The sequence below is a fragment of the Cellulosilyticum ruminicola JCM 14822 genome, assembly GCF_001311925.1.
GTDB classification, from domain to species: Bacteria; Bacillota; Clostridia; order Lachnospirales; family Cellulosilyticaceae; genus Cellulosilyticum; species Cellulosilyticum ruminicola.
Genome location: NZ_BBCG01000027.1, coordinates 31,118 through 45,781, shown reverse-complemented (window position 1 = coordinate 45,781; position 14,664 = coordinate 31,118). Strand labels below are relative to the sequence as shown.

The following is a 14,664-nucleotide window of genomic DNA, read 5'->3' as shown; positions in this document are numbered from 1 at the left end:
CGAAGTGCTTCAAGTTCATTGCTCTTAAATACTCTAATGCCGGATTTCCTTTCAAGATTAGGGAATAAGCCTTCCTTATCATAATATCTTAATGTTGATACTGGTAGATTAAACATTTCAGAGACTTGTCCAATCGTATACATAAATGTGTCCTCCATATAAGATGTAAAGATATATTAATCTAAAGCTAAGTTTAGGTATTACAATGTATTATATGATTTAGAATATAAAAATGCAATAGGAATATAGAAATCATATAAATAGATAGGGGAGTAGGTATGAAAATATGCTAATGTCATGAAAAAGCATATGAATTTGGAAAAGTTAAGTTTCTAATTGTTTTATAATTCTACTTAATAAAAGAGAACATAAAAAAGCACAAGTACCCATACCAAAGATGATGGCAGGTGTATAGAATCTCACCACTATGACGAGCATTGCAAAATAGATAAGTGCCATGAGAATAGTGCATAGTAAGTAGCGGACACTTAGTATAAGCGCATTCTTAAACATAGCAAAAGTTGTATTTTGGAAGCGAGCAAGTAAAGGAAAGATATACATGAGGATCATACCAAATATAATGCACGCTACAATGAAGATTGCTGTAAGTATAGTCCAAAATACAGATTTAGTGTATAAGTGATAAAGCACATAGCCATCTACGGTTAAGATACTTCCTAAAGCTATTAGGATAACACTGATACGAATCCCTTGTTTCATATTTGCCTTAAATGATTTAAAGAAATTATTTGTGATACGTCCTTCTGTATCATTTACTATGTTCTGACAGCAATAAAAGAGTGCAGCAGTAGATGGGCCAATTGTCACAATTGGGATACAACAGATAAACCAAAGGATATTAAGCCAAATGGTATAAGCTAGTTTAGTAATAAACTGCATAATAGGGTTATCAGGACTAAGTAAGTTACTAAACATTATTTTTCTCCTTTAATTAAAGTTGATTCTCTATAGATAAGATCTGTCTCTGTATAAAGTGTACGATAGTTTAAATCAGGTTGATTGATTCTTGAGATGAGTAACTGCGCTGCAGAGAACCCCATGATTTGACTATGAATGTGACAAGTTGTAAGTTTTGGCGTCATAAGCTATTGATTCTGGTGAATCATCAAATCCAACTATTAAGATATCATCTGGGCAATTAATGCCTTGTTTTTTTAATGCTTGAAGCAAATCAATGGCAGCAAAGTCATTGGCACAGATAAAAACTTCAGGTAATTCTTTCATATTTTCTACAGAATTATATAGATACTCTGTATAGTGCATGCCATTAGGGCTTGCTTCTTTAAGTGAATATTCTTCAACAACAGGAAGAGAGTATAAGTACATTGCGTCTCTAAATGCTGTATAACGTTCAAAGAATGAACGACAGTGAGTGATTTCACCAACGAATCCGAATTTACTTAATCCCTTCTTTTGAAGATCATTTATTAATTCAAAAATCCCTGTATTATTATTCATAAGTAACATATCTGCATTTAAAGGTCTGGCATATGTAAGCACAGGCCCATCTACCATGAGCATAGGAAGATTTAAGTCACTGAGTATTTTACAGTAGTTATAATCAAACATTTCAATGCACATAATCCCTTTTGTATTAATTGGATTAAATGTAATCGGTAAAGTTTGTGTCTCTATGTTTTCAGGTGAAATTCTGTGTATGGTCATACTATATCCTAATGCAGAGATATCTTTTTGAAATTTATCTAACATAATTGAGGCAAAATGTGAATTCCCAATAAAATTCCCTGTAAATAAGGCTATTTCTCCAGGAGCCTTAGCTATTTGTTTATTGACTTCCTCTGGACTAGGTAGTGAAGCTAAATAGGAAAATTGCTTATATCCCATTTCAATTGCTTTTTGTAATATTTTTTCTCTTGTACTATCTGCTAGAACGCCAGTATTGTTAATTGCCTTTGATACGGTATTTCGTGACAAGCCTAGGGCGTCTGCTATATCTTGTATAGTTACTCTTTCAGCCATAAATATAAACTCCTTATCTATGAAATTGTGCAAATGTAAAATAAATGAAATCGTGTAGTATGTACTTGTTGATATTATATATTCTTAAATATATTATATATTCTTCAATTGCATTAGTCAAATGTAAAACAAATGATGCAAAAACTAAATAAAATTTGTGCAAATGTAAAAATATATGTTGACACAAATATAAAAAAATGATTATAATAACAGTATAAATAGTTTTATTTAGAAAATTCATTTTACATTTGCACAATGATGCACAAGATAAGAGAAAGGAGTAGTTTAAAATGCCTTTAAAGGAAAAAACAAATAACAACAGCTTGCGTAATACATTATTATATTTGAAACAACATTGGCAGTTATATGTATTGTTCTTAGGTCCAGCTTTACTACTGACAATTATTTTTAAGTATATTCCTATGGGAGGAATACTGATTGCTTTCCAAAAGTACAACCCAATCAAAGGCATATTAGGAAGTAAATGGGTAGGACTAAAGTATTTTGAAAGATTCTTATCATCACCTGACTTTATAAGATATCTTCTTAATACATTGAAACTAGCTGTTTATGGATTGTTATGGGGATTCCCGGTACCAATTATTTTAGCCTTACTATTAAATAGAATAGGAAGTTCAAAGATTAAGCAAAAGATACAGTTAGTACTGTATATGCCAAACTTCATTTCTATCATCGTTTTATGTGGTATGGTTAGAATTCTTCTTTCTGTTAATGGTCCAATTAATATGTTGTTAGGAACTAAACTTAATTTCTTAACAATGCCTGAAGCATTCAGAAGTATATACATAGCAAGTGGAATATGGCAAGGAGCTGGTTGGGCTTCTATTATGTATACAGCAGCATTAGCCAACGCAAGTAAGGAATTAAAAGAAGCAGCTATGATTGATGGGGCTAATATATTCCAACAAATAAAAGCGGTTGAATGGCCAGCAATTAAAGATATGGTAGTTATTCAATTTATTTTAGCAGCAGGAAATATCATGAGCATTGGATTTGAAAAAGCATATGCCTTACAAACAGATTTAAACTTACATTCTTCAGAAATTATAGCAACTTATGTTTATAAAAAAGGGCTTTTAGATGGTGATTATAGTTTTTCAACGGCAATCGGTTTATTTAATACAATCATCAATTTAATTCTTCTGATTATCGTAAATCAATCAGTTAAAAAGATGAATGATGGCAAAGGCTTATAGGAAGGAGAAAAATTATGGAAAATAATAAGTTTTCAAGATATGGAACTGCTGATAAAGCCTTTCTCATAACAGGGTACATTTTATTAGGATTATTTGTACTAGCAATTATTGTGCCAATGCTATATATCATTGTGGCATCCTTCATTGATCCAGTAACACTACAAAATCAAGGTATCACATTTGACTTTAGTAAATGGACTTTAACAGCTTATGAACGTGTTTTAGCTAATAAACAGATTTGGGTTGGATTTAAAAATTCAATTATTTACTCAATAATATTTACAGTGGTATCAGTAGCTATAACAATGTTATGTGCTTATCCAATGTCTAGAGCAGATTTCAAAGGAAAAGGTTTCTTTAATATCATATTTGTAATCACTATGTTCTTTGGTGGTGGATTAATTCCAACTTACCTTTTAATAAGTAAATTAGGTATGTTAAATAGTATGTGGGCAATCATTCTTCCTGGAGCATTTAGTGTATGGAACATGATTATTGCTAGAACATATTATCAAGGCATTCCAGCAGAACTTAGAGAAGCCGCTGAAGTAGACGGTGCAAATGATGTAGAATTTTTCGCTAAAATATTAATACCAGTATGTACACCAGTAATTGCTGTTTTAGCATTATGGCAATTCGTAGGTATGTGGAATAGCTACTTTGATGCAATGATTTACTTAAATGATGCATCAAAACAACCTTTACAATTAGTTTTAAGATCAATCTTAATACAAAATCAACCAGAATCAGGCATGATCTCAGATATGCAAAGTACAGCACAAAGAGCACAGCTTGCTGAATTATTAAAATATGCAACGATTATTATCTCAAGCTTACCACTGCTTGTAATGTATCCATTCTTCCAAAGATATTTTGATGCAGGAATTATGGCAGGGTCAGTAAAAGGATAAATAGAAGTTAATATAATAAGAGAAAAGGAGAACAAAATCATGAAAAAGAATTTATTATGTTGGACTTTATTATCAGCCATGGCAATGGGAACTTTAGCAGGGTGCGGAAGTAACTCTCAAAGCTTAAATAGTGGAGAAGAAATGCAAAAGGTTGACGTATCAGAACTTTCATTTCCTCTTGCAGAAACTGCAACAATTACAGGGATGACAAGCTATCCTGTAGGAACAGAAGCAAATCCAAACAATAGAACGATTTTCAAACGCCTTCAAGATAGTACAAATGTACATGTAGATTGGACAGCAATCTCATCTGACCAATGGGGAGATAAAATTGCGCTCAATATGGCAAACACAAATACATTAACTGATTTTGTTTTCACAGCTGGCTTTAATGATAATGATCTTATTAAATATGCAGAACAAGGGGTTATCATTAATCTTGAAGAATACATCGATGCCTATATGCCTAATTTAAAAGCAGTTTTTGATGCTTATCCTGAATATCGTACAATGTGTACTGATGAAAATGGACACATATGGGCGCTTCCTTGGATTGAACAATTAGGTTCAGAAAAAACAGCGATTCAAGCAGTGGGAAATATGTCATTTATCAATAAAAAATGGCTTGATTTCCTTGGGCTTCAAATGCCTACAACAGTAGATGAATTTGAAAAAGTTTTAATCGCATTTAAAGATAATTCAGCAAAACTTCAAGCTGAGTTTGGAATCGATGGAGACATTATTCCAATGTCTTGCATCGTTAATAACGGAGACCAAGACCCTTCTTTACTTATCAATGGATTTGGTGAAGGATATGGAGATAATGATGATTCAAGACATATTGCAGTAACAGATGACCTTAAAGTTATTTGTACAGCAACACAACAAGGCTACAAAGATGGAATCAACTGGCTTAACAAATTATATACACAAGGATTAATTGATCCAGAATGCTTTACACAAGAATGGGCGACATACGTTGCAAAAGGTAAATCAGGAAGATACGGCGTATGCTTCTCATGGGATGTTGCTAACATTGATAATATAACAGACTTCGTACCACTTGCAGCATTAAAAGCAGATACAACTAACATTACACCTGAAAATAGTTCATTTACATCTGGATTTGATCGTGGACGCTGCGTAGTAACAGCTGTATGTAAAGAGCCAGCATTAGTTTGTGCTTGGTTAGATCAAATGTATGCACCTATTCAATCTCCACAAAATAACTGGGGAACATATGGTGAGGATGATGGATTTGATATCTTTGAATTAAGTACTAATGCAGATGGCGACGAGATGTTAAAACATGCTAGTCTCGGAGAGGCATCACCTGTTGAAGTAAGAGAAGCAGAAGCTGTAGGTGGACCACTTGCAATTCTTGATGAATACTATGGTAAATATGTAACATGTCCAGATGATGCTAAGTACAGATTAGACTGGATTAAAGATTACTATACAAAAGATATGAATGGTAAATATGTATATCCAAATGTATTCATGAGTTCAGACGATACAGAGGAACTATCAAACTTACAAACAGATATCCAAAAATACATTAATACTAATAGAGCAGCCTGGATTATGGATGGTTTAACAGATGCTAAGTGGGATGAGTATCTTAAAGAATTAGATGCATATGGGTTAGAAGATTACCTTGCTATCTTCCAAAAATACCTCGATACATATTATGCAAAATAATTAGGAAGATAGATAAGTTTCAGCACGAGAAATAATTATTAAGAGGGCTGTCAAATTGGCAGCCCTTATTTAGTAGCACAAAAAGACATTATTTTCATTAAAGGGGACTATAACAATATGATGAGTGAAAAGCTTAAACAAGCAAGAGAATATGAAGTAACAAAAGAAAAAAATATAAAGACAGAAGATCGTCCATGTTTCCATCTTACTTCAAGAGTGGGTTGGATGAATGACCCTAATGGATTTAGTTATCATGATGGGAACTATCATATGTTCTATCAATATCATCCATATAATGCTGCATGGGGTCCAATGCACTGGGGACATGCTGTAAGTAAAGACCTTTTACATTGGGAGTACAAACCAGTGGTTCTTGCTCCAGATGAAAAATATGATAGTTTTGGCTGTTTCTCAGGTAATGCTATCACAATGCAAAATGGTAAACACTTACTCATGTATACAAGTGTAATGAAAGAAAAAATGGAAGATGGCACTGAAAAAGAATACCAACAACAAGCTATAGCAATTGGTGATGGCGAAGAATATGTTAAACATGAAGCAAACCCAGTTATTTCTTCGAATCAAATTCCAGAAGGGCTTAGCACAGTAGACTTTAGAGATCCTAAAATTTGGTTAGGAAAAGATGGCGTATACCGCAGCTTAATTGGTGGCCGCGATGCAGATGGATGTGGTAATCTCCTTCTATATAAAAGTAAAGACTGCGTTAAGTGGGAATTCGCAAAATTTTTGCTAAAAATGATAACCGTTTCGGAAAAATGTGGGAGTGTCCAGATTTCTTTGAATTAGATGGAAAAGGTGTTATCATTGTAAGTCCACAAGATATGATTGCAGAAGGAACAGAGTACTACAATGGAAATGGCACACTTTGTTTAATCGGTGAATATAACGAAGAAACAGATGAATTCGTACCACAATATGATCAATCAGTTGATTATGGTATTGACTTCTATGCACCAGAAAGTATCTGTACACCAGATGGTAGAAGAGTCATGATTGGATGGATGCAAAACTGGGATACTTGTGGTGGACGTGATATTAATGAGCCATACTTTGGACAAATGTCACTTCCAAGAGAAGTAAGCATTATAGATGGCAGATTATATCAAAGCCCAATAAGAGAAATTGAAGCATTTAGAGCTGATGAAGTAAAATACACAGATGTTGAAGTAAATAACACGGAGATTACATTAGATAAAGTATCAGGTAGATGTCTTGATATGACAGTAGAAATTAGTGCGGCAGATAAGGAAACTCTTTATGATCGCTTCGTTATTTCAATGGCTAAAAATGATACATATCATACAGACTTTGTTTTCCGTCCTAAAGAAGCAGCAGTAGAAGTAAACCGCGAAGCGGCTGGCTCTAGAAGAGCATTTGCACACCATAGAAAAGCAGCAGTTACTAATAAAGAAGGTTACTTAAAAGCTAGAATCATCATGGATAAACATAGTATTGAAATCTTCTTAGAAGATGGAAGAGAAGTAATCACAACTACAATTTATACAGAGTTAGAAGCAGATCAAATTACATTCCAAGCTCTTGGAAATGTAAAAATGAATGTTATAAAATATACACTTAATATGTAAAAGTAGGTGCAAAGAATATGAAAAAATTTGATGTTGTAGCGCTAGGTGAATTATTAATAGACTTTACAAGTAATGGTGTAAGTGGGCAAGGTAATCCCCTCTTTGAAGCTAATCCAGGAGGTGCACCTTGTAATGTTTTAGCTATGCTTAATAAGCTTAGAAAGAAGACAGCTTTCATTGGAAAAGTGGGAGATGATATGTTTGGACATATCTTAAAGGATAAAGTAGAAGAAGTTGGTATTGATATATCAGGACTTAGTCTTTCTAAGGAAATTCCTACAACCCTTGCTTTTGTACAAACCTTTGAAAATGGTGATAGAGACTTTTCATTCTATAGAAAACCAGGTGCTGACATGATGCTTGAAAAGGCAGATTTAAATGAAGAGATTCTTACAAATGCAAAGATATTCCACTTCGGTACTTTATCAATGACTCATGAAAATGTGAGAGAAGCTACAAAGGAAGCTATTAGAATAGCCAAAGAAGCGGGTGCAATCATTTCATTCGACCCTAATTTACGTGCCCCTTTATGGAATAGTCTAGATGAAGCAAGAGAACAAATTATGTACGGGCTTAGTGTATGTGATGTTTTAAAAATTGCGGATAATGAAATTGAATTTATGACAGGCACATCAGATTTTGATGAAGGCGTTAAGACTTTAAAAGTAAAATATCCTCAAATAAAAATCTTTAATGTAACAGCTGGTGCAGAAGGGAGTTACTGTTACTATGAAGACAAAAAAGTATTTGTACCTTCATTTAGATTAGGTGGCACTATTGAAACAACTGGGGCAGGAGATACATTCTGTGGAAGTGTATTAAACTATGTTTTAGAAAATGGCTTAGAGGGATATAGTGAAGAAAATATGAAAGAAATGCTTATCTTTGCTAATGCAGCAGCATACATTGTAACAACTAAAAAAGGTGCAATCTGCTCTATGCCAGAAATAGAAGAAATCGAAAAAGTAAAAAATACAAAGTAATAAAAAAAGCTAGGGCCTAATTAATCAATTAGATTAGTTAGGTTGTAGCTCTTTTTGTAAGTATGAAATTATATACTATAAATGTGCAAAATTAGTTTCAATAATTTTCTTTGCAGATGTAAATGAATTTAATATCGAAAAACATTACACAACAATTTCCAGATTTCTTAACAAAAGTTCATGGGATAAATCTTTACTATTTCAGGAAATGAAATGATACGGTTAATGAGAAAACAGTGCCCTCGTCAAAGGCTAAAAATATCATTCAAGGTTGTTCATTTCATAACTTCCATTTAAAAAGAAAAACAGTATATGGACATCAGTTTGTTACTGTTATGCTTCGATGTGGAGATCTTGTGCTCCCGTATGAGATTGTACTTTATCAAAAAGATGCGTCACTTATGCATTTGTTGAACAATACTTTGAAAGAGGACAATGGTTTTTAATTAGTAGTGGCTTAGTAGGCATAATCTTTTTGATGAGCAGTATTATTTATGTGGTAACAAAGCAACGTACATTGAAGCAAAGCTTATTTTCTTCTATGATTACTTATATAGGACTCAGCATGATTGCCATAGCAATTGTGGAAGGTTAAAATAAATAATAAAATGGCAAAGGAGAAAATATTTATGAATAATATTGAGAGAAGAGATGCAGGTTTACCATATATTGGAGATGAAGATGTATTTGAACAGCAAAAACGGGCTAGAAGATTAACACAAAAATTAAACACTACAGATAGAAGTGATTTTGAAGCCATTAGTGAAATTGTAAAAGAGCTTTTAGGCAAATCAGAAGATGCCTTTATTAATCCACCATTTTATTGTGATTATGGATTTAATATTGAAGCAGGTAAAAACTTTTTTGCTAACTATAATTGTACAATTTTAGATGTAGCCAAAGTAATCATAGGGGATAACTGCCAGATGGCACCGAATGTGGCAATTTACACAGCGGGTCACCCAGTGCATCCGGATTCAAGAAATAGTATGTATGAATATGGGATACCTGTGACTATAGGAGATAATTGTTGGATTGGTGGTAATACAGTAATATGTCCAGGTGTTAACATCGGAAATAATGTTGTCATCGGGGCAGGCAGCGTGGTGACTAAGGACATTCCAAACTGGTCTATTGCAGTAGGTAATCCATGTAAGGTCATTAGAAAAATTACAGAGGAAGACCGCAAGTTTTATTATAAAAATAAGGGATTTGATCAAGAGGCATGGCTGATTTAGTAAGCAGAGGATTTGGAGGAAAATAGTATAAAATTAAATACCTTTATATTCTTGTTGTAAGAAAGTAGAAAGCAAACTTAGGAGGACTTTATGGAAAGATGTGATTGGTGCAAGGATAATGATTTGAATCAGCAGTATCATGATGAAGAATGGGGAAATCCTTTACATGATGATCAAAAGCATTTTGAATATATTTCATTAGAAGTGATGCAGTGTGGTTTAAGCTGGTCATTAATGCTAAAGAAGCGAGAGATTTTTAGGGAATGCTTTGCAAACTTTGATTATAAAAAAATAGCCCAGTACACAGAAGAAGATGTAGAACGCATTATGAATGTGGAAGGGATGATAAAATCTAGAAGAAAGATAGAAGCTATCATTTCAAATGCTAAGGCATTTCTTAAGATTATTGAGGAATTTACAAGCTTTGATCAATATATATGGGCATTTACAGATTATCAGACTTATATTTATCCTAAACATCATAATGGTCAATGGGAAGCAAGCAATGCGTTATCTGATAAAATTAGCAAAGATTTAAAGAAGAGAGGCTTTAAATACCTTGGTTCTATTACTGTTTTTTCACATCTTCAAGCTTGCGGTATTATTAACGACCATGCACCAAAGTGTTTTAGGTATAAGGAATTAGTACAGCTAGGAAATATAAAGTATATTGAAAGCTTTTATTAATTAAGCAATGAATTAGAAAAGTGAATTTTGCATAAAGTTATATATTTTTAGTTTTAGTATTGAATGTTCAGAAATAAAGTGATATATTTATCACATGAATGTGAGAAATATATCACTTTATGAGATAGATATTATGGATAAGAAAGTATCGCTAAAGGAGATTGTTGGTACAAAGATAGTTTTGCAATATATGCTAGAAGAATTCTTTGATGAACTTGCAGAACAAAATCTAAGACGTTGTGATGCTATTTGTCTTAAATTATTTGTGGGGCTTATGGTTGTAGCTGCTTGGATGTGTGCCATTATAGGTCATGTAGATACAATGAGTGTAGCAATTGTAGGTTGGGTTATTGTAGTATCTATTATGGTTATATCTATTGTGTGAACAGTAATGTTTTCAATCATGGATCAAAAAGGAGTCTAATATGGCGCTACAAACAAAGGTTAGAGAATACAGAGAAAAGTTTGGTTATAAACAAAGTGAGCTGGCCGAAATGGTAGGTGCTAGAAGAGAAACTATTGTGCATTTGGAAAATGGTAAGTATAATCCATCACTAAAATTAGCCATGGATATTGCTAAGATATTTAATGCTAAAGTAGAGGACTTATTTGAATTTATGGAGGATTAGCAGGAGATTCATATCATATGTATATGTCTTATTATAGAGATAATATACTAAAGATAAAACTTATTGATTTTAAAGGAGAAAATATGAAAAAGATTCATCTTGGAAGCAGTAATATAGAAGTATCAGCTGTTGCAGTTGGTTGTATGAGAATGAGTGGATTAACAGTAAAAGAAGCCGAAAGTTATATTTTATCTTGCATGGAACAGGGGTTAAACTTCTTTGATCATGCAGATATTTATGGTGGTGGACAATGTGAAGAAATCTTTGGGCAAGTTTTAGCACAAAATCCTGGGTTACGTGAAAAGATGTTTTTACAATCTAAATGCGGTATTATTCCAGGAAAAATGTATGATCTGTCTAAGAAACACATTTTAGAGAGTGTGGAAGGTAGTTTAAAAAGACTTCAAATAGATCACTTAGATATGTTATTACTTCACCGCCCAGATGCTTTAATGGAGCCAGAGGAAGTCGCAGAAGCTTTTGATACACTTCAAAGTCAGGGCAAAGTAAAACACTTTGGGGTATCTAATCAAAATCCAATGCAAATGAAACTTTTACAAAAGTATATGAAGCAGCCTATTTTAGTGAATCAGCTTCAATTTAGTGTACCAGTTTCAAATATGGTATCTGTCGGTATGGAAGTCAATATGAACACAGATGGAGCAATTAATAGAGATGGCAGTGTTTTAGATTATTGCAGATTAAATGATATTACAATTCAAGCTTGGTCACCATTCCAAAAGCCTAACTGGGGAGGACTATTCTTAGACAGTGAAGATTATGCGGAGCTTAATAAAGTGTTAGAAGAAATAGCAGCTAATTATGACGTAACAACAACTACTATTGCTACGGCTTGGATATTACGTCATCCAGCTAATATGCAAGTCATTGCAGGCAGTATGAAAACATCACGTATGACAGAAATTGCAAAGGCAGCAGATATTAAGCTTACAAGAGAAGAATGGTATAAAATTTATTTATCAGCAGGACATTTATTACCATAATGATTGGTAATATTTAAAATGAACATAGCATTCATTAACGAAAGTTAGTGGATGCTATTTTTATGTTGCAATAGAAAAAGTATTCTTCGGGAAATATAGATTTAAATTAACAAGGAGGAAAGTAAACCCAACATGGAAGGTACATGTGAATTATGTTATAGAGAAAATGTTGTTTTAACCAAGCATCATTTATTACTTAGAGCAGAAGGTGGGAAAGAAGAACATATATCTTATATTTGTGAGGCATGTCATAAGCATATTCATACGTTATATACCAATAGAGAACTAGCTGTAGGGTTAAATACAATTAAAGATCTTTAAGAAGATGAAAAGACAGCAAAATACCTAGAGTTTATTAAGAAGCAGATTTCTAGTAAAAAAGTGAAAAGTTGTAAGTCTAGAGAAAGAAGAAGGCGTTAGATAAGAAAAAAGAACGTTGCGATTAAGAGAATTTGTAACGTTTTTTTATTTGCTGATTCAAATAGTAATTGTTAAATGGCCAAGGAACATATATAATCAAGATATAGCTAAATTAATTTAGAATATTTTGTTTTGTTGGAGGGGAATAATTTATGAAAAACCGCAAGATAGAAGAACTATTAAAAGTAATGACGTTAGAAGAAAAGGTAGCACAAATGGTGCAGGTTTCTTATGCTCATCTTGGAAGGGAAAAAGCGTTAGAATGGGCTAAGAGAGGGGCAGGTTCATTCCTCCATGTTTTAGGAGATGATGCAAGAGAAGTACAAAAAGTGGCATTAGAATCTGGACATGGTATTCCTGTTATATTTGGTATTGATGCCATTCATGGACACGGGTTAAATGATCATGCAACGATTTTTCCAACTCAACTTGCTATGGCTTGTAGTTGGAATAAAGAACTTATAAAACAAGTGGGAAGAATTACAGCTAAAGAAGTAGCAGCAGATGGTCTTCATTGGACTTTTTCTCCTGTTTTATGCCTTGCTAGGGATACAAGATGGGGAAGAATAGATGAAACATTTGGGGAGGATGCCTATCTTACAGGAGAATTAGGTGCAGCGATTATTGAAGGTTATCAAGGGGAAAGCATTGATAGTCCAGATAGTATATTAGCATGCGCCAAACATTACATAGGTTATGGTGAAGCAATAGGTGCAAGAGATTCTTATGATACAGAAATGACATATCGTAAGCTTAAGGATGTTTTCTTACCACCATTTAAAAAAGCTGTAGATGCTAAATGTGCTACGATTATGACAGCTTATGGTTCTATAGATGGGGAGCCTTTTACTGCAAGTAAAAAAGCACTTAAAGATATCTTAAGAGATGAACTTGGCTTCCAAGGCTTTGTTGTAACAGATTGGGATAATGTAAATAGTTTAGTAAATAAACAATATGTAGCAGCTGATATAAAAGAAGCGTCTAAACTTGCGGCAGAAGCTGGTAATGATATGATTATGAGTAGTTTAGAGTTCTATGAAGCAGCTATCCATATGGTTAAAGAAGGCAAATTAGATGAAGCTGTTATTGATGAGGCAGTTAGAAATATCCTTAACATTAAATTTGAAATGGGATTATTTGAACATCCTGAAAAAGAAATGGACTCAGCATGCATAGGTTGTGCTGAGCACTTAGCATTTAATAAAGAAATGACTAATGAATGTGTTGTTTTATTAAAAAATGAAGATGTGCTTCCTATAAAATCATCAATTAATAAAATAGCTGTTATTGGACCAAATGCTGATGACATCAAAACACAATATGGGGACTGGGCATACTTTACACATCCATTACCAAATCCAGACAGACAGCCAGTAAGACCGTATACTACAGTGATAGAAGGTATTAGAGAAGCAGCTGGAGAAGATGTAGAGGTAAGTTATATTAAAGGGTGTAGTGTATTAGAAAATGAAAATGATGATGTCATGGCTGCTAAAGCAGTAGCTCAGGAAAATGATTTAATCGTATTTGTAATCGGAGATGAAATCGATCAAGCCGGTGAAATCAAAGACCGTGCTAACCTTGAATTATCAGGTAAACAATTAGAACTTTTCCGATTGCTTAAAGAAACAGGTAAACCAATCGTAACAGTATTAGTTTCTTTCAAACCGCTTTGCGTAGAAGAGGTAGTAGAAGGTTCAGATGCATTTATGGTGGCCTTCAATGGTGGTATGTTTGGCGGAAATGCTGTGGCACAAATCTTATTTGGTAATGTGAATCCATCAGGTAAGCTTCCTATTTCATTTCCAAGACATACAGGACAAATACCAGTATATTATAACTACTTACCTGGATGGCATGGTGGTAAATATATGGATTTACCAGAAACACCATTATTTACTTTTGGACAAGGATTATCTTATACAACCTTTGAGTATGGTGCTATGAAAGTAGATGAAGCAAACTTAACAATAAGTGTAGATGTAACTAATATAGGGGCTAGAGATGGTGCTGAAATCGTACAACTTTATTTCAATGATAAAGTAAGTTCTATGATGACACCTGTAAAACAGCTTGTAAGATTTGCAAAAGTATTTATTCCAGTTGGTACAACTAAAACAGTAACATTCACATTAACAAGTGAAGACTTTTCATTTGTAAATTATGAAGAGAAAAGAGTTACAGAACATGGTGAAATCGAACTTATGATAGGTGCAAGTTCAGCAGATCAAGACTTACAAAAAGTAACCATTAATATATAGTGAAA

The 14,664-nt window shown here is 33.3% G+C and carries 16 protein-coding genes and 1 pseudogene; 13 read left to right on the top strand and 4 right to left on the bottom strand.

What is annotated here, in order from left to right; genetic code table 11:
* The 4 genes from JCM14822_RS24525 to JCM14822_RS10445 form a co-directional block, all read right to left on the bottom strand.
* On the bottom strand, window positions 1-143 hold a 143-nt coding region (locus tag JCM14822_RS24525), incomplete at its 3' end, for a MerR family DNA-binding transcriptional regulator (RefSeq protein ID WP_157047720.1).
* Between the two features lie 181 nt (window positions 144-324).
* Window positions 325-936: a YesL family protein gene (locus JCM14822_RS10450; protein ID WP_054742164.1), complete on the bottom strand. Its 612-nt coding sequence runs from the start codon at window positions 934-936 to the stop codon at window positions 325-327.
* Window positions 936-1,061 carry a hypothetical protein gene (locus JCM14822_RS24520; RefSeq protein WP_334291647.1) on the bottom strand — a complete coding sequence of 42 codons (126 nt, stop codon included), beginning with the start codon at window positions 1,059-1,061 and terminating at the stop codon, window positions 936-938. Before JCM14822_RS24520 ends, JCM14822_RS10450 begins: the two co-directional genes overlap by 1 nt.
* Before the next feature lie 7 nt (window positions 1,062-1,068).
* Entirely contained in the window at window positions 1,069-2,001 is a 933-nt protein-coding gene (locus JCM14822_RS10445; protein WP_306307335.1) for a LacI family DNA-binding transcriptional regulator, read from the bottom strand.
* A gap of 290 nt (window positions 2,002-2,291) precedes the next feature.
* Between JCM14822_RS10445 and JCM14822_RS10440 the strand changes: the two genes are divergently transcribed.
* The 13 genes and pseudogenes from JCM14822_RS10440 to JCM14822_RS10380 all read left to right on the top strand — a co-directional run bounded on the left by JCM14822_RS10440 (window position 2,292) and on the right by JCM14822_RS10380 (window position 14,659).
* Entirely contained in the window at window positions 2,292-3,218 is a 927-nt protein-coding gene (locus JCM14822_RS10440; protein WP_054742162.1) for an ABC transporter permease, read from the top strand.
* A gap of 14 nt (window positions 3,219-3,232) precedes the next feature.
* Window positions 3,233-4,129, top strand: coding sequence for a carbohydrate ABC transporter permease (locus JCM14822_RS10435; RefSeq protein ID WP_172674807.1), 897 nt, complete (start codon window positions 3,233-3,235; stop codon window positions 4,127-4,129).
* Window positions 4,130-4,168: 39 nt separating this feature from the next.
* Complete coding sequence (locus tag JCM14822_RS10430; protein ID WP_054742159.1) at window positions 4,169-5,830, top strand: extracellular solute-binding protein; 1,662 nt, start codon at window positions 4,169-4,171, stop codon at window positions 5,828-5,830.
* A gap of 117 nt (window positions 5,831-5,947) precedes the next feature.
* Window positions 5,948-6,903: pseudogene (locus JCM14822_RS23135) on the top strand (glycoside hydrolase family 32 protein); the annotation flags it as partial.
* A 6-nt stretch (window positions 6,904-6,909) separates the two neighbouring features.
* The gene (locus JCM14822_RS25005) at window positions 6,910-7,437 is read left to right on the top strand and encodes a GH32 C-terminal domain-containing protein (protein ID WP_408606198.1); all 528 of its coding nucleotides are present in this window, start codon (window positions 6,910-6,912) and stop codon (window positions 7,435-7,437) included.
* A 17-nt stretch (window positions 7,438-7,454) separates the two neighbouring features.
* On the top strand, window positions 7,455-8,420 hold the full coding sequence (locus JCM14822_RS10420) for a PfkB family carbohydrate kinase (protein WP_054742157.1): 966 nt from the start codon (window positions 7,455-7,457) through the stop codon (window positions 8,418-8,420).
* 629 nt (window positions 8,421-9,049) lie between these two features.
* A complete protein-coding gene (locus tag JCM14822_RS10410; protein WP_054742154.1) occupies window positions 9,050-9,658 on the top strand; it encodes a sugar O-acetyltransferase in 609 nt (202 codons plus the stop codon).
* A 90-nt stretch (window positions 9,659-9,748) separates the two neighbouring features.
* A complete protein-coding gene (locus JCM14822_RS10405; RefSeq protein WP_054742153.1) occupies window positions 9,749-10,345 on the top strand; it encodes a DNA-3-methyladenine glycosylase I in 597 nt (198 codons plus the stop codon).
* A gap of 133 nt (window positions 10,346-10,478) precedes the next feature.
* Entirely contained in the window at window positions 10,479-10,730 is a 252-nt protein-coding gene (locus tag JCM14822_RS10400; RefSeq protein ID WP_054742152.1) for a hypothetical protein, read from the top strand.
* 40 nt (window positions 10,731-10,770) lie between these two features.
* On the top strand, window positions 10,771-10,974 hold the full coding sequence (locus JCM14822_RS10395) for a helix-turn-helix transcriptional regulator (protein WP_054742151.1): 204 nt from the start codon (window positions 10,771-10,773) through the stop codon (window positions 10,972-10,974).
* 83 nt (window positions 10,975-11,057) lie between these two features.
* Complete coding sequence (locus tag JCM14822_RS10390) at window positions 11,058-11,978, top strand: aldo/keto reductase (protein WP_054742166.1); 921 nt, start codon at window positions 11,058-11,060, stop codon at window positions 11,976-11,978.
* A gap of 132 nt (window positions 11,979-12,110) precedes the next feature.
* Window positions 12,111-12,299, top strand: a complete 189-nt coding sequence (locus JCM14822_RS10385; protein WP_207643264.1) for a hypothetical protein — start codon at window positions 12,111-12,113, stop codon at window positions 12,297-12,299.
* A 251-nt stretch (window positions 12,300-12,550) separates the two neighbouring features.
* Window positions 12,551-14,659, top strand: a complete 2,109-nt coding sequence (locus JCM14822_RS10380; RefSeq protein WP_054742149.1) for a glycoside hydrolase family 3 N-terminal domain-containing protein — start codon at window positions 12,551-12,553, stop codon at window positions 14,657-14,659.
* The last annotated feature ends 5 nt before the right edge of the window (window positions 14,660-14,664 follow it).